This window comes from Novosphingobium aerophilum (genome assembly GCF_014230305.1).
In the GTDB taxonomy this organism is placed as follows: domain Bacteria; phylum Pseudomonadota; class Alphaproteobacteria; order Sphingomonadales; family Sphingomonadaceae; genus Novosphingobium; species Novosphingobium aerophilum.
Genome location: NZ_JACLAU010000012.1, coordinates 26,545 through 48,738, shown reverse-complemented (window position 1 = coordinate 48,738; position 22,194 = coordinate 26,545). Strand labels below are relative to the sequence as shown.

19 protein-coding genes are annotated in these 22,194 nt (G+C 69.0%); 7 read left to right on the top strand and 12 right to left on the bottom strand.

All coding sequences use genetic code 11. The annotated features are described in order from the left end of the window. Window positions 1-165: 165 nt before the first annotated feature. On the bottom strand, window positions 166-1,572 hold the full coding sequence (locus H7F49_RS09700) for a helix-turn-helix domain-containing protein (protein ID WP_185683396.1): 1,407 nt from the start codon (window positions 1,570-1,572) through the stop codon (window positions 166-168). A 190-nt stretch (window positions 1,573-1,762) separates the two neighbouring features. On the opposite strand from H7F49_RS09700, the gene H7F49_RS09695 reads away from it, so the two are divergent. From H7F49_RS09695 to H7F49_RS09675, 5 genes are all read left to right on the top strand, one after another. Continuing rightward, complete coding sequence (locus H7F49_RS09695) at window positions 1,763-3,358, top strand: isocitrate lyase (protein ID WP_185683395.1); 1,596 nt, start codon at window positions 1,763-1,765, stop codon at window positions 3,356-3,358. A 70-nt stretch (window positions 3,359-3,428) separates the two neighbouring features. Further along, complete coding sequence (locus H7F49_RS09690) at window positions 3,429-3,587, top strand: hypothetical protein (RefSeq protein WP_185683394.1); 159 nt, start codon at window positions 3,429-3,431, stop codon at window positions 3,585-3,587. Between the two features lie 198 nt (window positions 3,588-3,785). After that, a complete protein-coding gene (locus tag H7F49_RS09685; RefSeq protein WP_185683393.1) occupies window positions 3,786-4,124 on the top strand; it encodes a hypothetical protein in 339 nt (112 codons plus the stop codon). A gap of 81 nt (window positions 4,125-4,205) precedes the next feature. Continuing rightward, window positions 4,206-4,829 (top strand): RNA polymerase sigma factor, encoded by a 624-nt coding sequence (locus tag H7F49_RS09680; protein ID WP_185683392.1) that lies wholly within the window; start codon window positions 4,206-4,208, stop codon window positions 4,827-4,829. Beyond that, window positions 4,816-5,580, top strand: coding sequence for a hypothetical protein (locus H7F49_RS09675; protein WP_185683391.1), 765 nt, complete (start codon window positions 4,816-4,818; stop codon window positions 5,578-5,580). Before H7F49_RS09680 ends, H7F49_RS09675 begins: the two co-directional genes overlap by 14 nt. Here the strand turns inward: H7F49_RS09675 and glgX are convergent. The 5 genes from glgX to H7F49_RS09650 all read right to left on the bottom strand — a co-directional run bounded on the left by glgX (window position 5,571) and on the right by H7F49_RS09650 (window position 14,937). Next, complete coding sequence (gene glgX, locus H7F49_RS09670; protein WP_185683390.1) at window positions 5,571-7,382, bottom strand: glycogen debranching protein GlgX; 1,812 nt, start codon at window positions 7,380-7,382, stop codon at window positions 5,571-5,573. The genes H7F49_RS09675 and glgX overlap by 10 nt on opposite strands. Beyond that, complete coding sequence (gene glgA, locus H7F49_RS09665; RefSeq protein WP_185683389.1) at window positions 7,379-8,827, bottom strand: glycogen synthase GlgA; 1,449 nt, start codon at window positions 8,825-8,827, stop codon at window positions 7,379-7,381. The genes glgX and glgA overlap by 4 nt, the downstream gene beginning before the upstream one ends. Window positions 8,828-9,051: 224 nt before the next feature. Next, entirely contained in the window at window positions 9,052-10,314 is a 1,263-nt protein-coding gene (gene glgC / locus H7F49_RS09660) for a glucose-1-phosphate adenylyltransferase (protein WP_185683388.1), read from the bottom strand. Between the two features lie 13 nt (window positions 10,315-10,327). Continuing rightward, the gene (glgB, locus tag H7F49_RS09655; RefSeq protein ID WP_185683387.1) at window positions 10,328-12,484 is read right to left on the bottom strand and encodes a 1,4-alpha-glucan branching protein GlgB; all 2,157 of its coding nucleotides are present in this window, start codon (window positions 12,482-12,484) and stop codon (window positions 10,328-10,330) included. Next, window positions 12,481-14,937, bottom strand: coding sequence for a glycogen/starch/alpha-glucan phosphorylase (locus tag H7F49_RS09650; protein WP_185683386.1), 2,457 nt, complete (start codon window positions 14,935-14,937; stop codon window positions 12,481-12,483). The genes glgB and H7F49_RS09650 overlap by 4 nt, the downstream gene beginning before the upstream one ends. Window positions 14,938-15,138: 201 nt before the next feature. On the opposite strand from H7F49_RS09650, the gene H7F49_RS09645 reads away from it, so the two are divergent. Beyond that, window positions 15,139-16,743, top strand: a complete 1,605-nt coding sequence (locus H7F49_RS09645) for an alpha-amylase family glycosyl hydrolase (protein WP_185683385.1) — start codon at window positions 15,139-15,141, stop codon at window positions 16,741-16,743. A 126-nt stretch (window positions 16,744-16,869) separates the two neighbouring features. Here H7F49_RS09645 and H7F49_RS09640 read toward each other — a convergent pair whose 3' ends face one another. The 6 genes from H7F49_RS09640 to H7F49_RS09615 are packed head-to-tail and all read right to left on the bottom strand — an operon-like array spanning window position 16,870 to window position 21,571. Next, on the bottom strand, window positions 16,870-17,742 hold the full coding sequence (locus H7F49_RS09640) for an HpcH/HpaI aldolase/citrate lyase family protein (RefSeq protein ID WP_185683384.1): 873 nt from the start codon (window positions 17,740-17,742) through the stop codon (window positions 16,870-16,872). Between the two features lie 23 nt (window positions 17,743-17,765). Then, window positions 17,766-18,803 (bottom strand): LacI family DNA-binding transcriptional regulator, encoded by a 1,038-nt coding sequence (locus tag H7F49_RS09635; protein WP_185683383.1) that lies wholly within the window; start codon window positions 18,801-18,803, stop codon window positions 17,766-17,768. A 32-nt stretch (window positions 18,804-18,835) separates the two neighbouring features. Further along, window positions 18,836-19,363, bottom strand: coding sequence for an NUDIX hydrolase (locus H7F49_RS09630; RefSeq protein WP_185683382.1), 528 nt, complete (start codon window positions 19,361-19,363; stop codon window positions 18,836-18,838). 10 nt (window positions 19,364-19,373) lie between these two features. Beyond that, window positions 19,374-20,057: a TPM domain-containing protein gene (locus tag H7F49_RS09625; RefSeq protein ID WP_185683381.1), complete on the bottom strand. Its 684-nt coding sequence runs from the start codon at window positions 20,055-20,057 to the stop codon at window positions 19,374-19,376. Window position 20,058: 1 nt separating this feature from the next. Next, window positions 20,059-20,928: a TPM domain-containing protein gene (locus H7F49_RS09620; RefSeq protein WP_407940300.1), complete on the bottom strand. Its 870-nt coding sequence runs from the start codon at window positions 20,926-20,928 to the stop codon at window positions 20,059-20,061. Window positions 20,929-20,953: 25 nt separating this feature from the next. Further along, a complete protein-coding gene (locus H7F49_RS09615) occupies window positions 20,954-21,571 on the bottom strand; it encodes a LemA family protein (RefSeq protein WP_185683379.1) in 618 nt (205 codons plus the stop codon). Window positions 21,572-21,760: 189 nt separating this feature from the next. Here H7F49_RS09615 and mscL point away from each other — a divergent pair, with 189 nt between their 5' ends. Beyond that, window positions 21,761-22,189: a large conductance mechanosensitive channel protein MscL gene (gene mscL / locus H7F49_RS09610; RefSeq protein WP_185683378.1), complete on the top strand. Its 429-nt coding sequence runs from the start codon at window positions 21,761-21,763 to the stop codon at window positions 22,187-22,189. Window positions 22,190-22,194: the final 5 nt, after the last annotated feature.

Sequence of the window (22,194 nt, the reverse complement as noted above, 5' to 3'; positions counted from 1 at the left end):
CATGCTGAACTCGTTTCAGCATCCATCTCTGCTGTCGCGCGGAGCATGATGATGTCGCGGGCGAGGTTCCCCGCGGCTTGGACGGACCTGCAAAGGGGGCGTCATGGATGCTGAAACACGTTCAGCATGACGGCCCAGGTTTGTGGCGGGCGAGGGCCGAACCCCCTAACGATCCGCGAACATGAAGGGGGCCACGCTGCGGCGCTGGTCGTCGGCCAGCAGGTCGCGCCCGCGGGGCGGGACGGCGCGGGCCTCGCAATCGGCGCGTTGGCACAGGCCGCAGTTCACGCCGATCGGGGTGGCGGTCACGGCGGCGGGGTCGATTCCACGGGCATAGGCCAGCTTGTCGGCCTGGTCGGCGGCGCAGACCAGCGCGACCGAGCGGACCACCGCCGCGGCGCCGAAATGGCGCGGCTCGCCGCCCACGGTGCGCGCCAGGGTGAAGAAACGCCGCCCGTCGGGCAGCTCGAGCCACTGGGTGACCAGTTGGCCGGGGGTGCGGAAGGTGTCATGGACCCGCCACAGCGGGCAGGAGCCTCCGTGCGGGGCATAGGGAAAGCCCGCCCCATCCAGCAGCTTGGACACGTTTCCGGCCGCGTCGAGCCGGACCATGAAGAACGGGATGCCCTCGTGCCCGGGCCGGGCCAGGGTGGTCAGCCGGTGGGCGACCTGTTCGAAGCTGGCCCCGAACACCCCGCCCAGCGCCGCCACGTCGTAGCCCCGGCTTTCCGCCGCGCGCAGAAACCGGTCATAGGGCATGACCAGCGCGGCGGCGGCATAGGCCGCGAGGTTGCGGCGGGCGAGGGCAACCGCGGACTTGTCGGGCAGGTCGGCCGCGCGCGCCAGTTGGACGATTTCGTCGCGCATGGTGGTCCAGGCGATGTGCAGCGCGAGCTGGAACTTGCGGGCCGAGGTGTCGAGCGAATCGTCGATCAGCACCTGATCGTTGTGGCGGTCGTAGCGGCGCACCGATTCCACCATCACCTCGGGCGGCATGAAGCGGACCCGCACGCCCTTGCGCTTGCGCAGCCATTCGGCGGCCGCGCCATGCTCGGCGATTTCCACCGCGAGCTCCTCGGCGCGGCTGTCCAGGGTGGGGAAGTGGTTGCGATTGTTTGAGAAAAACTCCTGCACGGCGCGCACCGGATCGGGGGTGCCACCCTCCGCCGCCGCCGCACCCAGGCGCCGGTCGGCCAGGATCTGCTGTTCGCGCGCATAGGCCCCGTGCAGTCGCAGGATCGCCTCGGCCACGCCCGGGAACGAGGTGGCGAGATCGGCGATCTCGAGCGCGGGCAGGTCGATCCCCTCCAGCAGGGGATCGCGCATCACCTCGGCGATCCGCTTGGCATAGTTGTCGGCATCCTCGGTGGCGAGCTCGGCCATGTCGAGCTGGTAAGTCCGCGCGAGCCGGATCAGCAGCTCGGCGGTGACAGGCCGCTGGTTGCGCTCGAGCAGGGCGATGTAGCTGGGCGAGATGTCCAGGTCCGTCGCCATGGCCTGCTGGGTCAGGCCCAGTTCGCGGCGCAGGCGGCGCAGGCGGGGGCCAAGGTAGAGGGGGCGGGACTGGCTCATGAGGGTCTTGTGCGCCGCTTGTGGTTAACGCCTGCACAACACATAGCTGTAAAGTTGTACGGATCAATACAACTTTACAAAGAAGAGCTGTAAAGTTTCACAAACGCACGGAAATCGGGCTGTTCGGAGGGGGGAGCGGGGCCTAGCTGGGGCCTGTCGCCACCAGACCCCCCTGCAAGGACAACGAATCGTGACCTACTCCCAGACCATCGCCGAGGCGCGCAGCGCGATCACTCCCAACGCTCCCACCTGGAGCGGGATCGAGGCCGAGAACGTCGCCCGCATGCGGCTGCAGAACCGGTTCCGCACGGGGCTCGACATCGCGCGCTACACCGCGAAGATCATGCGCCAGGACATGGCCGCCTACGATGCCGATCCGGCACAGTACACGCAGTCGCTGGGCTGCTGGCACGGGTTCATCGGGCAGCAGAAGCTCATCTCGATCAAGAAGCACTTCGGCTCGACCAAGGGGCGCTACCTGTACCTGTCGGGCTGGATGGTTGCCGCGCTGCGCAGCGAATTCGGCCCGCTGCCCGACCAGTCGATGCACGAGAAGACCTCGGTCCCGGCACTGATCGAAGAGCTGTACACCTTCCTGCGCCAGGCCGACGCGCGGGAGCTGGGCGGCCTGTTCCGCGAGCTCGACAAGGCCCGTGAGGCCGGGGATGCGGTCAACCAGCATCGCCTGCTGGGCAAGATCGACGCGTTCCAGACCCACGTCGTGCCGATCATCGCCGATATCGACGCCGGCTTCGGCAATGCCGAGGCGACCTATCTGCTCGCCAAGAAGTTCATCGAGGCCGGGGCCTGCTGCATCCAGATCGAGAACCAGGTCTCGGACGAGAAGCAGTGCGGCCACCAGGACGGCAAGGTTACCGTCCCGCACGAGGACTTCATCGCCAAGATTCGCGCCGTCCGCTATGCCTTCATGGAGCTGGGCGTGGACGATGGCGTGATCGTCGCCCGCACCGACTCGCTCGGCGCCGGCCTGACCAAGCAGATCGCCTATGTCCGCGAAGCGGGTGACATCGGCGACCAGTACAACAGCTTCCTCGACTGCGAGGAGGTCGATCTGACCGCGATCGGCCATGGCGATGTGATCATCAGCCGCGACGGCAAGCTGCTGCGGCCCAAGCGGCTGCCCAGCAACCTCTACCAGTTCCGCCCCGGAACCGGCGAGGACCGCTGCGTGCTGGACTGCATCCACGCCTTGCAGAACGGCGCGGACCTGCTCTGGATCGAGACCGAGAAGCCGCACATCGGCCAGATCGGCGGCATGGTGAAGCGCATCCGCGAGGTGATCCCGGGGGCCAAGCTGGTCTACAACAACTCGCCCAGCTTCAACTGGACGCTGAACTTCCGCCAGCAGGTGTTCGACGCCTGGGCCGAGGCGGGCCGGGATGTCTCCGCCTATGACCGGGCGCGGCTGATGAGCGTCGACTATGACGCCACCGAGCTGGCGGCCGAGGCCGACGAGCGGATCCGCACCTTCCAGCGTGACGCCGCGCGTGAGGCGGGGATCTTCCACCACCTCATCACCCTGCCGACCTATCACACCGCGGCGCTCAGCACCGACAACCTGGCGCGTGAGTACTTCGGCGAACAGGGCATGCTGGGCTACGTCAAGAACGTCCAGCGTGAGGAAATCCGCCAGGGCATCGCCTGCGTGAAGCACCAGAACATGGCCGGATCGGACATCGGCGATGATCACAAGGAATACTTCGCCGGCGAAGCGGCCCTCAAGGCCGGTGGCGCCCACAACACGATGAACCAGTTCGCGGCCTGATGCCGGCCGCCTGACCATGAGCAAACCCTCCCCCGCTGATCGGGGGAGGGACCTGAAGAGGAGAAGGACCATGAGTGAACCGACCCGGGCCCGTGCGGTCCTGTCCACCGAGGATTTCAAGCTGATCCGCGAGGCCGTGCTGTTCTATCTGCGCGCGCACGAGGACGTGCCGGAATCGATCAAGTTCTCGAACCTGTACCACCGTCTCGGCAGCGCCGCCGGGCGCTGATCCCGCCACAGTTCCTGGGGAGGAACGGCCGGCCCGTCGCGCAACCGCGCGGCGGGCCGGTTGCCGTGGGGGGGACGTGCCGACACCCGCCCGATCAAGCCGTGAAAAAAAGGACGCGGGGCACGAAGGGTTTTTCCGGCAGCGGCGTCTGGGGAACAGTGCACTGGTGCAGTGCGCGTGACCGATCAGGAGGCGACGATGAAGGCAATCAGGATGTCCGCACTGGGTTTGGGTCTGGCCGCCGCGGTGGTGCTGGCTCCGGCGATGGCCGCAGCGGCCGAGGGCACGGCGGAAGGCCGGGGCTGGGCGACCGGCAGCGGCGAAGGCAGCGGGCGCGGCGTGGCCGTCGGTCGCGGTACGGTGAGCGGGACCGGGACGGTGTTCTATCGCGGGGCGGACGGTTCGATCCAGCGCCAGCGCGGCACCGGCACGGTGTCCGGTCGCGGCGTGGCCGTGGGCCGGGGCACGTTCAGCGGCCGGGGCGGCGTGGCCGGGCGTGGCGGCGTGAGCGGCACGGGCCGCGCGCGCGGGCTCTGACCAAGGCTTGCATGATCGCCGGGGGATGGGAATGATGCCGCCCCAGCCTCCGGTGATTGGCCCTGTCCGTGTGATCCCTGCTTGATCCGATCGATCGCCCCCGCATTCGCCCTGCGCCCGACCGGCCTTGCCGGGACGGACGAGGGCGCCTTGCTGGCGCGGATCGCCCGGCGCGATGCCGCGGCCTTCCGGCTGGTGGTCGAACGGTACGGCGCGATCCCCCACCGGATCGCGGCGCGGATGCTGGGCAGTCCGGCCGATGCCGAGGACATCGCGCAGGAAGCCCTGTTGCGGCTCTGGCGCCTGGGCGATCAGGCGGGCACGGTCCGCTCGGTGCCGGGCTGGTTGCAGGCGGTCGCCACCAACCTCTGCCTGGACCGGTTGCGCCAGCGCAGCCGCCGGAGCGAGACGGATGACCTGGCGGAGGATCTGGCGGATGGGACCCCGGGCGCGGACGTGCTGGTCATGCAGGGCCAGGCGGCCCATTCCGCCCGGCAGGCGATCGCGCGGCTGCCGGACCGGCAGCGGGCCGCGATCGTGCTGACCTATTACGAGGAACTGTCCAACGCGGCGGCGGCCGACATGCTGGGCATGACCATCAAGGCATTCGAATCGCTGCTGTTCCGAGCCCGCTCCGCCCTGCGGCAGGAACTGTCGGGCATGCGGCAGGACGAACCGGAAGGGAGCGATCATGGCCATGGCTGATCCGCGCGAAGGCTTCACGGCCGAGGAACGCGCGCTGCTGGACAGCTTTGCCGTGCCCGCGCCCTCGGCGGAGTGGATGGATCGGGTCATGGCGGGGGTGAGCGGCGAAGCCGTGCCCCCTCTGCCACCGCGGCGCGCACCGGGTCGCGCGCCGCGGTGGCGGCAGGGCCTTTATGGGGCAGTGATCCTTTCGGGCACGGTCATGGTCACGGCTGCCGCAGCGGAGCGGGGCGTGTTCGGGCCCGCCGCGCAGCAGCAGGTTCAGGCCGTGGTGGCCGCAGCGCTGGCGCCGGTGGCCGGTGATCGCCCGTCCATCGCCCGACCGGCCCGCGCGCGCCCCGTGGCCGCCCCACCGGCCGCGCCGGAACCCGTCGCGGTTCCCTCCGCCGCACCCGGGCCGGAGCGGATCGCCCCGGTGATCGCGCGACTGCAGGCCAACCCGCAGACGGCGGCCAAGGTCAACCGCTACCTTGAACGGCGTGCCCGCCGGCAGGAGGCGCGCGGCGAGGCGCCCACGCCCCCGGACCTGGCCGAACTGGCCCGCCAGTACCGCCGCCTGCCCGAAGCCCGCAAACAGCGCCTGCGCCAGCAATTCCGGACCCTGCCGGCGGAGGATCAGGCGGAAATCCGCGCGATCCTCCGCGAATACCGCGCGGCCCGGCGCCAGCGAGGGTCGCAGGCCGGAAACCCGGCGACGGGGCCCGATGCGATCCCGATCATCGACCCGCCAACTGCGACAATCTATGACTGACCCGCGCTCATGGCGCGGCTTTCTGAGCCGTCCAACTCCACCCGTCGCCCCGCTCGGTCTATGATCACCCCATAGCGCCGCTCCGCCTCCAGCGAGCGATAGGCCAGGCCGCCGGTCTCGGGGCTCTCCCACTCCGGAATGGTCATCGGCTCCCCCGATGGCGACAGCCAGGCGCCCTCGCGCGGGAAGGCGGTGAAGCAGGGCACCCGCGCCGCGCGCCATGCCGCCAGCGCCGCCACATGGTCTTCCAGCGCGGTGTCACGATGGGTCCAGTCGAGCCAGGTCAGGGGGTTGTCCTGGCAATAGGCGTTGTTGTTGCCCTGCTGGCTGCGCCCGAATTCGTCCCCCGCCGTCAGCATGATCGTCCCGGTCGCGGCGAACAGCGTGCCGAGCATCGCGCGCAAGTCCGCGGCGCGGGCGGCCTGCACCGCCGGATCGCGGCTCGGCCCCTCTACGCCATGGTTCCAGCACACTTCGCCGCCGTGGCCGTCCCGGTTGTTCTCGCCGTTGGCCCAGTTGTGGCGGCCGGAGTAGGCCACCGTATCGGCCAGGGTGAAGCCATCGTGCGCGGCCAGGAAGTTGACGCTGCGACAGCCGTGTTCCGGATCGGCAGGCCCGAACAGGTCGGACGATCCGGCCAGGCGCGTGGCGAGCTGGCCCACCGTCACCGTGGCATCGCCGCGCCAGAAGCGGCGCACATCGTCGCGGAACCGGTCGTTCCATTCCAGCCAGTGCGGGGGGAACCCGCCCAACTGGTAGCCACCCGGGCCGATGTCCCAGGGTTCGGCGATCAGCACCCGATCGGCCAGCACCGGATCGGCGCCGATTTCGGCGAAGATCGGGGCCTGTCGGCTGAACCCCGGCCCGCGCGCCAGCACCGGGGCCAGATCGAAGCGGAACCCGTCGATGCCGCAGTGGCGGACGAAGTGGCGCAGGCTGTCCAGCACCAGCCCGCGGTTGTGGGCCTGGCCAAAGTCGATCGTGTTGCCGCAGCCCGTGTCGTTGACCAGGTCTCCGGCAGCGTCGTGGGCATAGGTCCCGCGCTGGTCCAGCCCGCGGAAGCTGAGCGTCGGGCCGAGCCGGTCGCTTTCGCCGGTGTGGTTGAACACCAGATCGAGCAGCACCCCGATCCCTTCGGCATGAAGCGCGGCGACCGTGTCGCGCAGTTCGGCCACGCCGCCGGGGCACAGGCCGGGATCGAGCGCCATCGGCACCACCGGGTTGTAGCCCCAGGCATTGGTCAGTCCCAGCGGCGGCAGGTGGCGCTCGTCGATCCAGGCGACGATTGGCATCAGCTCGACCGCGCTGACCCGCAGCTTGCGCAGATGGGCCAGGATCGCCGGATGGGCGAGCGCCGCCACCGTGCCGCGCAGGCTGGCCGGCACGTCCGGGTGGAGCATGGTCAGCGCGCGAACGTTGACCTCGTAGACCAGTCCCCCACGGGTGAACATCGGCGGGCGGGGCGACAGCTCGGGCAGGGCAGGCGGCACCACGGCCCGGGGCACCAGATCGGCGGTGTCCACTCCATACTGGCCCAGCCGTGGATCGTAGCGGAACCGGCGGTCGAGCGTGACCGCACGCGGATCGACCAGCAGCTTGGCCGGATTGAACCACAGGCCGGCATCGGGCGCATAGGTTCCCGCCGCGCGCAGGCCATAGCGCGTGCCGGGACCGGCCGCGGCATGGTCCAGCACCCAATCCGCCCCATCGCGGGCCATGGGCAGCGGCGTCTCCCGATCACCCTCGAACAGGCAGAGCCAGACCTGGCCCGCCTCGGGGGCGCGGACCCGGAACCGGGTCATGCCACCAACTGGCGATAAAGCGCGGCATAGGCCGCGCCGCTGCGCGCCCACGAAAAGTCCTGGGCCATGCCGGCGCGCTGCAGCGCCTGCCAGTCTTCGGGGCAACGCCACAGCGCCAGGGTGCGGTCGAGCGCGGCCTTGAGCGCGGCAGGATGGACCCCGTCGAACTGGACGCCGGTCGCCGCGCCGATCGCCAGGGCCGCGACATTGGCGTCGATCACCGTATCGGCCAGCCCGCCGGTCCGCGCGACCACGGGCACGCAGCCGTAACGCAGGCCATAAAGCTGGGTGAGCCCGCAGGGTTCGAACCGGCTGGGCACCAGGATCGCGTCGCCGCCCGCCTGCATGCGGTGGGACAGCGCTTCGTCATAGCCGATGCGCACCCCGATCCGGCCGGGATGGCGCGCGGCGGCGGCGTGAAAGCCCGCCTCCAGCGCGGCATCCCCGCTGCCGAGCAGGGCCAGCCGTCCGCCCAGCCAGACCAGGTGGTCCAGCGCTTCCAGCAGGACATCCATGCCCTTTTGCCAGGTCAGCCGGCTCACAACGATGAACAGCGGGCCGTCCCCCGCCTCCAGCCCGAATTCGGCTGCCAGCGCGGCGCGGTTGGCGGACCGGTCCGGCAGGGTTGCGGCGGTGTAGCGGGCAGCGATGGCGGGATCGGTTTCCGGGTTCCATTCCGCCCCGTCGATCCCGTTGACGATCCCGTGGACCGCCTGACCGCGGGCGCGGATCAGTCCATCCAGCCCCATGCCGAATTCGGGCTGGCGGATCTCGCGGGCATAGGTCGGGCTGACCGTGGTGATCGCCTGGGCGCTTTCCAGCCCGGCCTTAAGCAGCCCCACCCCGCCGTGATATTCGACCCCGTCCATCGCCCAGGCCTGGCGCGGGAGGCCCAGTTGGGGGAACACCTCGGCCGGGAAATAGCCCTGGAAGGCCATGTTGTGGATCGTCATGACCGCGGGAACCGGCTTGCTGCCGGCCACCGGGGCAAAGCGCAGATAGGCCGGAGCCAGCCCGGCCTGCCAGTCGTGCGCGTGGAGCAGGTCGAAGCGCAGGCCCTTGGCCGCGCCGCCCGCGACATCGGCGGCCGCGCGGGCGAAAGCGGCGAACCGGCGCCAGTTGTCGGGCCAGTCGTGCCCGGCATCGTCGCCATAGGGGCGGCCGGGCCGGTCGAACAGGTGCGGGGCGTCCAGCACCAGCATCGCGTCCCTGGCCAGCAGCCGCGCCGGGCCGCCGAACAGGTCGGCCCACTTGTGCGCGGTGCGCGGCCGCTTGCCCAGCCGGGCCAGCACGTCGCGGTAACCCGGGATCAGCGTGGTGGCCGCCACCCCGTGCGGGGCGAGGGCGGCGGGCAGCGCTCCCGCCACATCGGCAAGACCACCGGTCTTGACCCATGGCACCGCTTCGGAGGCGACGGAGAGGACGCGGATGGGGGGGGATGTCATGATGCGAGAAGCCCCATAGAACAGCTAAATCCAATGGTTCGTCGCCCCTGCGCAGGCAGGGGCCTAACCCAATCAGTCCGAACGCGATAGGTCGGCGGAGATGGGCGATGTTGGATTGGGCCCCTGCCTGCGCAGGGGCGACGTGCCGATTGCATGGAGAGCACGTTCCGCCAGATCGTTGGAGCCAATCGCCTCCTGCTCGGACCAGACAGCTGACATCGCCCTTACGCTGTCAGCCGCTGGATCATCGCCTTGTTGATCAGGCAGACCCCGCTTTCGGTCCGGCGGAAGCGCTGGGCGTCGAGCACCGGGTCCTCGCCCACCACCAGGCCTTCGGGGATGCGCACTCCGGTGTCCAGGATCACCTTGGACAGGCGGGCGCCGCGGCCGATGTTGCAATAGGGCAGGATCACCGCCTCGTCGACGCTGGACCAGGACCCCATCTTGACCCCGGTGAACAGCAGCGAGCGCTTGGCCAGCGCGCCCGAGACGATGCAGTCCTGGCTGATCAGCGACGAGATCGCATGGCCCCGCCGGCCGTCCTCGTCGTGGACGAACTTGGCCGGGGCGGCGACGATCTGGTCGGTCCAGATCGGCCAGTCGCGATCGTACATGTTGAGCTTGGGGACCGTGTCGGTCAGATCGAGGTTGGCCTCGAAATAGGCGTCAAGCGTGCCGACATCGCGCCAGTATTCGCCGATCTGCTCGGCGGCGCGGATGCACGAATCGGTGAAGCGGTGCGCCACGGCCTTTCCGTGCTTGACGATGTAGGGGATGATGTCCCCGCCGAAATCGCGCGAGGATTCCGGATCCTCTGCATCGCGGCGCAACTGTTCGAACAGGAACTTCGTTTCGAACACATAGATGCCCATCGAAGCCAGCGAGTGCTCGGGATCGCCGGGGATGGTCGGCGGATCGGCGGGCTTCTCGACGAAGGCGGTGATCACGTCGTGCTGGTCGACCGCCATCACGCCGAAGCCGGTGGCATCCTTCTTGGGGACGATCAGGCACCCGATCGTCACGTCCGCGCCCGAGTCGACGTGCTGCTGCAGCATCAGCTCGTAGTCCATCTTGTAGATGTGGTCGCCGGCCAGGATGACCATGTATTTGGGCGCGTAGCTTTCGATGATGTCGATGTTCTGGAACACCGCATCGGCCGTGCCTTCGTACCAGTGCAGCTCGGAAATGCGCTGGCTGGCGGGCAGGATATCGAAGCTTTCGTTGCGTTCCGGGCGCATGAAGTTCCAGGCGCGCTGCATGTGGCGGATCAGCGAATGCGCCTTGTACTGCGTGGCCACGCCGATGCGGCGGATGCCCGAATTGATCGCGTTGGACAGGGCAAAGTCGATGATCCGGCTGACCCCGCCGAAATAGACCGCCGGCTTGGCGCGGTTGTCCGTCAGCTCCTTCAGCCGGCTGCCCCGGCCTCCGGCGAGCACATAGGCCATGGCATCGCGCGCCAGCGGCCGTCCTGTCACATCCCGCATCCCGATTCTCCCGTTATGAGCCGGTCCATTCGAACATCAGTGTCGCCAGTGGCGGCAGTGTGACGGTTGCGCCGCCGTTCGCCGCCGTGATTCCGCCCAGGTTGCCCACGCCGCTGCCGCCATAGATCGCGGCGTCGGTGTTCAGCACCTCGCGCCAGCGCCCGTCGTGCGGCAGGGGCAGGTGGTAGCCTTCGCGCACCGCGGGCGTCATGTTGCTGATCACCGCCACCGGCGCCGCGCCCGGCGCCTGCCGCAGCCAGGCGAAGACCGACCGGGCGGCATCGTCCACCACCAGCCAGGCAAAGCCTTCGCCCTCGCAATCGCGGGCGTGAAGGGCGGGCAAGTCGCGGTAGACCCGGTTCAGATCGCGCACCAGGTGGCGCACCCCTTCGTGCGCCGGGGCCTTGCGAAGGTCCCAGTCGAGCGCGCGGGCCTCGCTCCATTCGCGTCGCTGGGCGAATTCCTGGCCCATGAACAGCAGCTTTTTGCCGGGATAGCCCCACATCAGCCCGTAATAGGCGCGCAAGTTGGCGAACTGCTGCCAATCGTCCCCGCTCATCTTGCCCAGCAGCGATCCCTTGCCGTGGACCACCTCGTCATGGCTCAGCGGCAGGACGAAGTTCTCGCTGAAGGCATAGACCAGCCCGAAGGTGATCTCGTCATGGTGATGGCACCGGTGGATCGGATCGCGCGCCATGTACTTCAGCGTGTCGTGCATGAAGCCCATGTTCCACTTGAACCCGAACCCCAGCCCGCCCTCGTGGACCGGCTGCGAGACCCCGGGCCAGGAGGTCGATTCCTCGGCGATGGTCATCACCCCCGGGGTGCTGGCGTAAAGCGCCTTGTTCATGGCGCGCAGGAATTCGACCGCTTCCCAGTTCTCGCGCCCGCCGTCCGGGTTCGGGATCCATTCGCCCGCGGCGCGCGAATAGTCGCGGTAGAGCATCGAGGCGACGGCATCCACGCGCAGTCCGTCGACATGATAGCGTTCGGCCCAGAACAGCGCGTTGTTGACCAGGTAGCTCGCCACCTCGCGGCGGCCGAAGTTGTAGATCGCGGTGTTCCAGTCCGGGTGGAAGCCCAGCCGCGGGTCCTCGTGCTCGTACAGGGCGGTGCCATCGAAGCGCGCAAGGCCGTGCGCGTCGGTGGGGAAGTGGGCCGGCACCCAGTCCAGCAGCACGCCCACCCCGGCGCGGTGCGCGCCGTCGACGAACCGGGCAAAGCCTTCCGGATCGCCGTGGCGGGCGGTTGGGGCATAAAGCCCGGTGGTCTGGTAGCCCCAACTGGGATCGTAGGGATGCTCGCTGACCGGCAGGAATTCGATATGGGTGAAGCCCAGGTCGACCACGTAAGGGATCAGCTCTTCGGCCAGCCGGTCCCAGGTCAGGAACCAGTCCCCGGCGTCACGGTCCCACGATCCGGCATGCACCTCGTAGATCGAGATGGGCTGGCGGCGGGGGTCGACGCTGGCCCAGTGGGCGCGGTGCGCCTCGTCGCCCCATTTGGGCTTGCCGGGATTGATCGTCAGCGATGCGGTCTTGGGCCGGATCTCGGCGGCGAAGGCGAAGGGATCGGCCTTCAGCGGCTGCACCGTCCCGTCGGGCCCGACGATCCGGTACTTGTAGGCGCGCCATTCGCCCAGATCGGGCACGAACAGTTCCCACACCCCGGTATCGGCCCGGTGGCGCATCGGGTGGCGGCGATGGTCCCAGTCGTTGAAATCGCCGACCACCGAAACCAGCCGGGCATTGGGCGCCCAGACCGCGAAATGGACGCCGCGCGCGCCTTCATGGGTGATCAGGTGCGCGCCCAGCTTGTCGAACAGGCGCAGGTGCGATCCCTCGGCGATCAGGTAATCGTCCATCGGGCCCAGCACCGGGCCGAAGGAATAGGGATCGGTCACCCACCAGGCATGGTCGCCCGCGGCGCAGCGGTACTTCAGCGGCTGCCGCGGGCCGGTGATGAAGCCTTCGAACAGGCCGCCGTCGTGCGTGCGGGTGAGCACGCCCAGCGCGTCCCCCGCCAGGTTGTGCGCCTCGGCCGTTTCGGCGCCGGGCAGGATCGCGCGGGCAAAGGTGCCCTTCGGGCCCTCGTGCGCGCCCAGCAGCGAGAAGGGATCGGCATGGCTGCCATCGAGAAGCGCGGCGATGGCGGCCTTGCCGGGCTTCACTTCACGCCCCAGATGTCCCGGGCATATTCCCCGATCGTGCGGTCGGACGAGAACCAGCCGACATTGGCGATGTTGCGGATCGCGCTGGCCCGCCAGGCCGGCTGATCGTTCCAGTAGGCATCGACCCGGCGCTGGGCCGCGGCATAGGCATCGAAATCGGCGGCGATCATGAACCAGTCATGGTCATGGATCCCGCCGATCAGATCGCGGTAGCGGTCCGGATCGTCCGGCGAGAACACGCCCGAGGCAATCGCCGACAGCGCCTGCTGCAACTCGCGCGAGGCGGCGATGATCTCGCCCGGCCGATAACCCTCGGCGCGGCGCTGCTCGACCTCGTCGGCGGTCAGCCCGAAAATGAAGATGTTGTCGTCCCCCACCCGGTCCTTGATCTCGACATTGGCGCCGTCGAGCGTACCGATGGTCAGGGCCCCGTTCAGCGCGAACTTCATGTTGCCCGTGCCCGATGCCTCCATCCCGGCGGTGGAGATCTGTTCGGACAGGTCGGCCGCGGGGATGATCCTCTCGGCCAGGCTGACGTTGTAATTGGGCACGAAGACCACCTTCAGCAGCCCGCCGACCGAGGGATCGGAGTTGACCCGCCGGGCGATGTCGTTGGCCAGTTTGATGATCAGCTTGGCGTTATGATAGCTGGGCGCGGCCTTGCCCCCGAAGATCTTGACGCGCGGCACCCAGTCCCGCTCCGGATGGCTGCGGATCTGGTCATAGAGCGCCACGGTCTCGACCAGGTTGAGCAACTGGCGCTTGTATTCGTGGATGCGCTTGATCTGCACGTCGAACAGGGCATCGGGATCGAGCCGGACCCCCATGAGGTCCTTGAGATGGCGGGCGAGGGCGACCTTGTTGGAGCGCTTCACCTCGGCCACGCGTTCGCCCAGCACGGCATCGCCGGCGAGGGCCTTGAGCGCGGAGAGCTGTTCGGCATCGTCGAGGAACGCATCGCCGATGGCGTCGCGGATCACCCCGGTCAGGCCCGGATTGCATTGCTGAAGCCACCGCCGCGGGGTGACCCCGTTGGTCTTGTTGTTGATCTTGCTGGGATAAAGCGCGTGAAGATCGGCGAAGACCGTGGTCTTCATCAGATCGGTGTGCAGCGCGGCCACCCCGTTGACCGAATGGGCGCCGACGAAGGCCAGGTTGGCCATCCGCACCCGCCGCTCGCCGCCCTCGTCGATCAGGCTGATCGCGGCGATGGCGCGATCGTCCATCCCGGCCTTGCGCGCTTCGCGCAGCACGCGGCTGTTGATCGCATAGACGATCTGCATGTGCCGCGGCAGCAGGCGCTCGAACAGGGGCAGCGGCCAGGATTCCAGCGCTTCGGGGAGCAGGGTGTGGTTGGTGTAGGCGATGGCCCGCCGGGTCACGTCCCAGGCTTCGTCGAACTCCAGCCCGTGGACGTCGACCAGCAGCCGCACCAGTTCGGCCACGGCGACCGAGGGGTGCGTGTCGTTGAGCTGGATCGCGGCCTGGTCGGGCAGGGTGCGCACATCGCCGTGGAACTGGACGTGGCGGCGCATGATGTCCTGGATCGACGCGGCGGAGAAGAAGTATTCCTGCCGCAGCCGCAGCTCCTGCCCGGCCGGGCTGGAATCGGCGGGGTAGAGCACCCGCACCAGCGCATCGGCGCGGACCTCGTCGGCCAGCGCGCCGAAGTGATCGCCGGCGTTGAACGCGTCGAGCTTGATCGGCTCGAGCGCGGTCGCGGTCCACAGCCGCAGCGTGTTGACCCGCGCGCCCCGCCAGCCGACCACCGGGGTATCGACCGCGCTGGCCTCGATCTGTTCGGCGGGCTTCCATTCCACGCCTTCGCCGGTCTCGACCACCTCGCCGCCGAAGCCGACCCGGTAAGCGCTTTCCCGGCGGTCGAATTCCCAGGGATTGCCGTGGGCCAGCCAGGTCTCCGGCCGCTCCACCTGCCAGCCGTCGACGATGCGCTGGCGGAACATGCCGTTCACATAGCGGATGCCATAGCCGTAGGCCGGGATGTCCAGCGTCGCCAGGCTCTCCATGAAGCAGGCGGCCAGCCGGCCCAGCCCGCCGTTGCCCAGCGCCGCATCGGGTTCCAGGTCTTCCAGCACCGACAGGTCCAGCCCATGCTCGCGCAGGGCCTTTTCCATGTCCCGGGTCAGGCCCATGTTGGCCAGGGCATCGCGCAGCAGCCGCCCGATCAGGAATTCCAGGCTGAGGTAATAGACCCGCTTGCCCTTGGTCTCGTAAGTCCGGCGGGTCGTGGCGATCCAGCGATCGATGATCTTGTCGCGCAGGGCCAGGACGGTCGCGTTGAACCAGTCGTGCGGCTTGGCGGCCAGTTCGTCCTTGCCGACCCGGTGGCGCAGGACGTCAAGGATCAGCGCATCCAGGTGGGCGACGGACGAATTGGGATCAAGGGTCACGACGGGCTCCGTTGCATCGGCAACCCGCACGGCGGGTGGCATGGGTCGGGGTCCTCTCCTGCTGCGACCCGGTTCACGTTGTCCTCCCTGGGGAGACGCCGGCATCGTTCTTGTCTCGCCAGACGAGCCTAGGCGAGCATCGCCCGGTTCGACAAGTTTTCTGATGAAGCGGTGCATACCAATTCAGCTTGGTGCAGCGCAGCAAGCTGGCATGGTCGATCCCGGTTCAACAGAAAGACAGTCATGACCGATCCCGAATGGGGCCCTGCGGAGTGGTGGCGGGGGGCCGCGATCTACCAGGTCTATCCCCGCAGCTTCCGCGATACCAATGGCGACGGGATCGGCGATCTGGCGGGCATTGTCGCCGGGCTGGACCACATTGCCGCGCTGGGCGTCGACGCCTTGTGGATCTCGCCCTTCTTCACTTCGCCGATGCGCGATTTCGGTTACGACGTGGCGGACTATTGCGCGGTCGATCCGATGTTCGGGACCCTGGCCGATTTCGACGCGGTGATCGCCAAGGCCCATGGGCTGGGGTTGAAGGTGATCATCGATCAGGTCTTCGCCCACACGTCCGACCAGCATGCCTGGTTCGCGGCCAGCCGCGGCGCGCGTGAGGGGGACAAGGCCGACTGGTACGTCTGGGCCGATCCGCGGCCCGACGGCTCTCCCCCGAACAACTGGCAATCGGTGTTCGGCGGTCCCGCCTGGACCTGGGACGCGCGGCGCGGCCAGTACTACATGCACACGTTCCTGCGCGAGCAGCCCCAGCTCAACGTGGCCAACCCGGTCGTGCAGGACGCGCTGCTGGCGGCGGCGCGGTTCTGGCTGGAGCGCGGGGTCGACGGGTTCCGGCTGGACGCGCTGAACCACGCGATGCACGATCCGCTGCTGCGCGACAATCCGCCGGCACCGGACGATGGCCGGGTGCGCAGCCGCCCGTTCGATTTCCAGATCAAGCGCTATTCGCAATCGCAGCCGGGCATGATCCCCTTCGTCGAGCGCATCCGCGCGCTCTGCGACGAGTTCGGCGCGATCCACCTGGTGGCCGAAATCGGCGGGGACGATCCGCTGCCTGAAATGAAGGCCTACACCGCCGGCCCGGCCCGGCTGTCGAGCGCTTATGGCTTCGATTTCCTCTATGCGCCCGAGCTGACCCCGGCGATGATCGTGCGGGCCATGGGGCACTGGCAGGGGCTGCCCGGCGCCGATGGCCTGGCCGAGGGCTGGCCAAGCTGGGCCTTCGAGAACCACGATGCGCCGCGCGCGGTCTCGCGCTGGTGCGCTCCCGAGCACCGCGACGCCTTCGCGCGGATGAAGATCGCGCTGCTGGCGGCCCTGCGCGGCAACATCATCGTCTACCAGGGCGAGGAACTGGGGCTGGAGCAGGACGAGATCGCGTTCGACCAGTTGCAGGACCCCGAAGCGATTGCCAACTGGCCGCTGACCCTTTCGCGCGATGGCGCCCGCACGCCCCTGCCATGGCGCGACGAGCCCGGCGGCGGCTTCACCACCGGAACGCCCTGGTTGCCGCTGGGCAAGGCCAACCGGGGGCGGGCCGTGGCCGCGCAGGAGGCCGACGAGGGTTCGCTGTTGCACCACACCCGGCGGGTGCTGGCGTTGCGGCAGGCCAGCCGGGCGCTGCGTATGGGGACGTTCCGGCTGTTGGCGGCCGACGCCGCGCTGCTGTATTTCGAGCGGCATTGCGACGGGGAGCGTGTGGTCTGTCGGTTCAACCTGTCGGACGCGCCGGTGGCCAGCGAGGTTTCGGCCGGCAAGGTCCTGCTGGCGAGCGGGGCCAGTTCCGCCGAGCTGGCGTCCTATGGTTTCGAGTGGCGGCGCGTCTGAGCCTTCGGGCGACAATCCTGCTCATCACGCCACCCCGCTGAGGCGCAGCCCGAGCGGGGTGGTGGGGCTTTCGGCGAGCCTTGAGGTCGATCGACCGTGGCACGGCCGCTATCCCGCGGAGCCCGCTCACCCCAGCGCCGCGATCTGCCCCGCCACGGCCACCAGCCGGCGCGCCTGCTCAAGATGCAGCAGCTCGGCCATCTTGCCGTCGACCTGGATCGCGCCCTTGCCGGCGTTCTCGGGCAGGGCGAAGGCGGCGATGATCGCCTCGGCGCGGGCCAGTTCGGCGGGGGAGGGGGAGAACACCGCGTTGCAGGGTTCGATCTGGGCGGGATGGATCACCGTCTTGCCATCGAACCCCAGCATCAGGCCCTGGGCCGCCTCGGCGCTGAAGCGGTCGAGGTCGTGGAATTCGTTGCAGACGCCGTCGAGCAGGGCCAGCCCATGGGCGCGTCCGGCACAGACCGCCTGGGTCAGGATCGCCACGAAGGCCGCGCGGTCCGGCGTCAACTGCGCGCGCATCTCCTTGGCCAGATCATTGGTGCCCATCATCCACAGCGAGAGCCGGGTCGAAGCGGCCAGCGCCGCGATCGGGAACAGGTTGCCCACTGCGGTGCAGGTCTCGATCATCGCCCAAAGCTGCAGGCCCGGCGGTGCGGCGGCCAGGGCAGCCTCGCAAGCCAGGATATCGGCCGGGGTGGAAATCTTGGGGACCACCACCGCATCGGCGCCGCTGGTGGCGATGGCGGCCAGGTCCTCGGCGCCCCACGGCGTGTCGAGCCCATTGGCCCGGATCGCCACCTCGCGCGGGCCGAACCCGCTCTCGCGCACCGCCGCCACGGCGGCGGACCGGGCCTCGGCCTTCCATTCGGGCGCAACCGCGTCCTCAAGGTCCAGCATCACCACGTCGGCGGGCAAGGTCCGCGCCTTGGCCAGGGCCTTGGCATTCGAGGCGGGCAGGTAGAGCGCGCTGCGGCGGGGACGGTCGGGAGCGATCATGGCAGGTCCGAAAAAGCGGGGGATCAGGGCAGGAGGCCCGGCCCCTTGGAGCTGGCCCGGGGCACCAGGCGAACCGGCACGCGCCGTTCGTCGCTGGGCGTGCCGGCGATCTGCTTGAGCAGCTTGTCGACCAGCATGGTCCCGGCCGACTGGAAGTCCGGCTCGACCGAGGTCAGCGGCGGGATGGCATAGGCGCCCGAACGGATGCCGTCGAAGCCGACCACGCCGACCTGCCCGGGCACCGCGATGCCCCGTTCGTGCAGCTCCAGCAGGACGCCCAGCGCGATCTGGTCGCACACGACGAAGATCGCGTCGAACGGCTCGCCGCTGGCGATCAGATCGGACACCGCCTTGCGGCCCTGCTCCTCACGCGGCAGGCTTTCGTCGATCTCCACCGCGCGGGTCGGCAGGCCCTCCTCGCGCATGCGGGCGACATGGCCGTCGTAGCGCTCCTTGAACTGGCGCTGGGGCGAATGGTCGGAGGTGATGCAGGCGATCCGGCGATAGCCGTTGGCGATCAGGTGACCGGTGGCCAGCCGCGCGCCTTCCTGGTTGTCGGCACGGATCCAGTCGAGCCCTTCGTCGAACGGCGATCCCCAATAGACGATGTGCGCCCCGTTCTCGCCGATCTCGCGGAAATAGTTCCAGGCGGTGCGGTTGGCGGTGGTGCCGATCACGATCAGGCCATCGGCCTTGCGCTGTTCCTCGTAGCGGCCCGACAGGGTCTCGGCCGCGTCCTGGAATGAGACCAGCGTCTCGTGCCCCCGGCTCGAGGCGGCCGCGCAGATCGCGCCCAGCAGGGAGAAGTAGAACGGATTGACGTCCTTATGATCCTCGCCCTCGCGGCTGATCACCACCACGGCCAGCGTGCCGGTGCGGCCGGTGCGCAGGCGCGCGGCGTTCTCGTCGATGTGATAGTTCAGCTCGGCGGCGGCGGCGAGCACGCGCGTCCGGGTCGGCTCGCTGACCACGGGATCGCCGGCCAGGGCACGCGATACGGTGGACTGGCTGACCCCGGCCAGCGCGGCGACGTCGAACGATGTAACCCTGTGCTGTCGCATGGCTGCTGCTGAAAAACCCCTTGGCGGTCTGACTAGAGCAGGTGCGGCCCGAGTGCCAGCAGCATCTTGCCATCGATGGCATCCCCGCGGGCCCGGCGTTCGGCGATGAATGCGGGCAGGGTGTCGATCGGGACGAGGTGCACGGTGATGTCCTCTCCGGGCACGCCGCCACCCTGGCCGACCCGGACCAGATCGTGGGCCCTGAGGAGGGTGTAGCTTTCGCTGACCATGCCGGGGGAGGACCAGAACTCGCCGATCACCTCCATCCGCCCGGCGCGATAGCCGGTCTCCTCCTCCAGCTCGCGCGCGGCCGCCGTCGTGGCGTCCTCGCCCTCGCTCCCGTCGTCATCGCCGATCAGGCCGGCGGGCAGTTCGATGCAGGGGCGACCCAGCGGCACGCGGAACTGCTCGACCAGGACCAGTTCCCGCGATGGCGTCAGGGCCAGGATCACCGCGGCGCGGATGCCGCGGGCGCGGCCGACATACTCCCACTGACCCCTGACCTTGGCGGTGATGTAACGGCCTTCCCAGACAATCTGCTCCTGCGGGTCATCGGTCATGGTTGGGGCTTCACACCTCGATCAGTCGGTCCGGCAACTCGTTACGATCATCCTCGGACCGTGGGAAGTGTTCGGCGAGGACCAGGCCGACCTGGCCGATTGCCGCTATCAGCCCATCGGCCATGCGCCCGGCCTTGATCTCCACCAGCATCGCGGCAAGGGCTGCCCCCCAGATATCGGCGGGCACCTTTCCGGCGATGGTCTCGTCGGCGACGATCTCGGCCCGGTGTTCGGCCATGCTCAGATAGATCAGAACTCCGGTTCGCCCGGTGGTGCGGCGCTCGGCGCCGATGCGGAACGCGGCGAGGGCGCGGGCATGGACCCGGCGGTGGCGGATCGGGGCCGGGGTCAGGGCCAGCCGCAAGGGACGCCACAGCAGCAGCAGCCAGGCCCCGGTGAACCCCAGCGCCGCGACCAGCGCGGCCACCCCGAACAGCTTGCCGGCGGGCCACTCCTGCGCCCAGGCCCCGGTCAGCCGATCGTACGCCCCCAGGGCGAAGTCCGGGAACAGGGCCAGGGCGATCAGCCCGGCCAGCCCCAGGAACGCCGCCCAGGCGATCGCGACGTCGTCATAGTCGTCGGACGATGCGGCGAGGATGGTCACGATCTCGCCCGAGGTGCTGGCCTCGGCCGCGGTCACGGCGGCTGCGACCCGCGCGCGCTCCCCATCGGTCATCGAAACGGTCGCGGCCATGTCACCAACTCCCCGATGCGCCGCCGCCGCCGAAGCTGCCGCCGCCGCCCGAAAATCCACCGCCGCCACCGAAGCCGCCGCCGCCGCCCCAGTCGTCGTCCCGACCGCCCCAGCCGCCTCCGCCGCGGCTGCCGCGGGACAGGCCGTCGAGCACGTTGAACAGGATCAGCGGTCCCAGGCCGCTGCCGCTGTCATAGCGGCGGCCGCGAAAGGCGCCGCGCAGGGCAGGCAGGACGAAGAACACGATGATCACCAGGACGAACAGGACATGGCCGGGATCGACCCCCGAGTCCCGTCGGCGCTGGGTCACCTGCCGGTCGGCCGTCTGGGCCTGCTGGGCGGCCTCCTGCGGCGAGAGGCTGAGCTGCTGGATCAAGGCATCGACGCCGGCCTCGATCCCGCCCGGCATATCGCCGGCCTTGAAGCGGGGCACGATCTGCTGTTGGATGATCAGTGTGGACAGGCCGTCGGTGATGGTCCCTTCGAGCCCGTAGCCGACCTCGATCCGCACCTTCCGTTCCTTGGGTGCGACGATCAGGATGATCCCGGTGTTCTTGTCCTTCTGGCCGATGCCCCAGGTGCGGCCGAGCTGATAGCCGTAGTCGGCGATGTCATAGCCCTGCAGATCGCCCAGGGTGGCCACCACCAGTTGGCGCCCGGTCTGCTGTTCCAGCGCGGCCAGCTTCTGGTCCAGGCGAGCCGCCTCGTCGGCGGGGATGATCCCCGCCGCATCGACCACCCGCCCGGTCAGGGGCGGGAAGGTCGGCTCGGCCCGTGCCGCCGGAACGCCCAGCAGCAGCGCCGCGAGCAGGCACAACAGGGCGAGCCAGGCCCCGGGCCTGGCCGAACCGTGGGCTCGGCGCCCGCTCACGCCGGGCATCGCCCGCGCCCCTTCGTCAGAGCTTGCCTTCAAGGCTGGGCGCCGCCTCGGCCCCCGGCGTCACCGCCTGGTAGGGGACCATCGGCTTGGCGCCATAGATCACCTTGGCGCCGATCACCGCCGGGAAGGTGCGGATCGTGGTGTTGTACTGCTGGACTGCGCCGTTGTAGTCGCGGATCGCCACGCGGATGCGGTTCTCCTGGCCTTCGAGCTGGCTCTGCAGCATCTGGTAATTGGTGATGCTCTTCAACTCGGGATAGGCCTCGGTGTTCGCCAGCAGCCGTCCGAACCCGCCGAGGCTGGACGAGAGCTGGTTCTGCGCGTCCTGGAAGGCCTTCATCTTGGCCGGATCCTTCAGGTCATCGGCCGAGATCTGGATCGAGCTGGCCTTGGCCCGCGCCTCGGTGACGCCCACCAGGATGCCCTTTTCCTGCTCGGCCGCGCCCTTGGCCACGGCGGCGAGGTTGGGAATCAGGTTGGCCCGCTCCTGGAACGCGGCCTGCACGTCTGCCCACTTGGCCTTGGCGGCCTCCTCCTGCGTGGGGATGGTGTTCACCCCGCACCCGGCAAGGCTGAGCGCGGCGGCGGTGGCGAAGGCATAACGGTAGGTGGCGCGACGGGACACGGCGAACATCGGTCAGAACCTCCTCAGGCCGCTCCGCCCGATCGGTGGGCGGATCGCGGTGTGGCACATAGATAATACGCCAAGCGTCACCTACAAGCGCAGACGAATGTAGGGGAATGTAAAGACCTTGGAAGCGGAATTGCGATCGGTGCCGCACCGGCTAAGAACAACCCCGAGACAACAAGGGAGCAAGGCAGCATGCTTGGGGAGTTCAAGGCATTCATCGCGCGCGGCAACGTGCTGGATCTGGCGGTCGGCGTGATCATCGGCGCGGCCTTCGGCAAGATCGTCAGTTCGTTGACCGATGACGTCCTGATGCCGGTGATCGGCTGGATCACGGGGGGAATCGATTTCTCCAACCGCTTCATCGTGCTGGGTGCCGTACCCGCCGACTACACCGGATCGCTGGGGGACTATGCGGCGCTGAAGAAGGCCGGGGTGGCCATGCTCGGCTATGGCTCGTTCATCACCGCGATCATCAACTTCGTGATCATGGCCTTCGTCATCTTCCTGATCGTGCGCCAGGCCAACAAGGTGCTGGTCAAGCCGGCCGAGCCCGCCGCGCCCGCCGGGCCGAGCGAGGTCGAACTGCTGGCCGAAATCCGCGACGCCCTGAAGAAGGGCTGATCCGG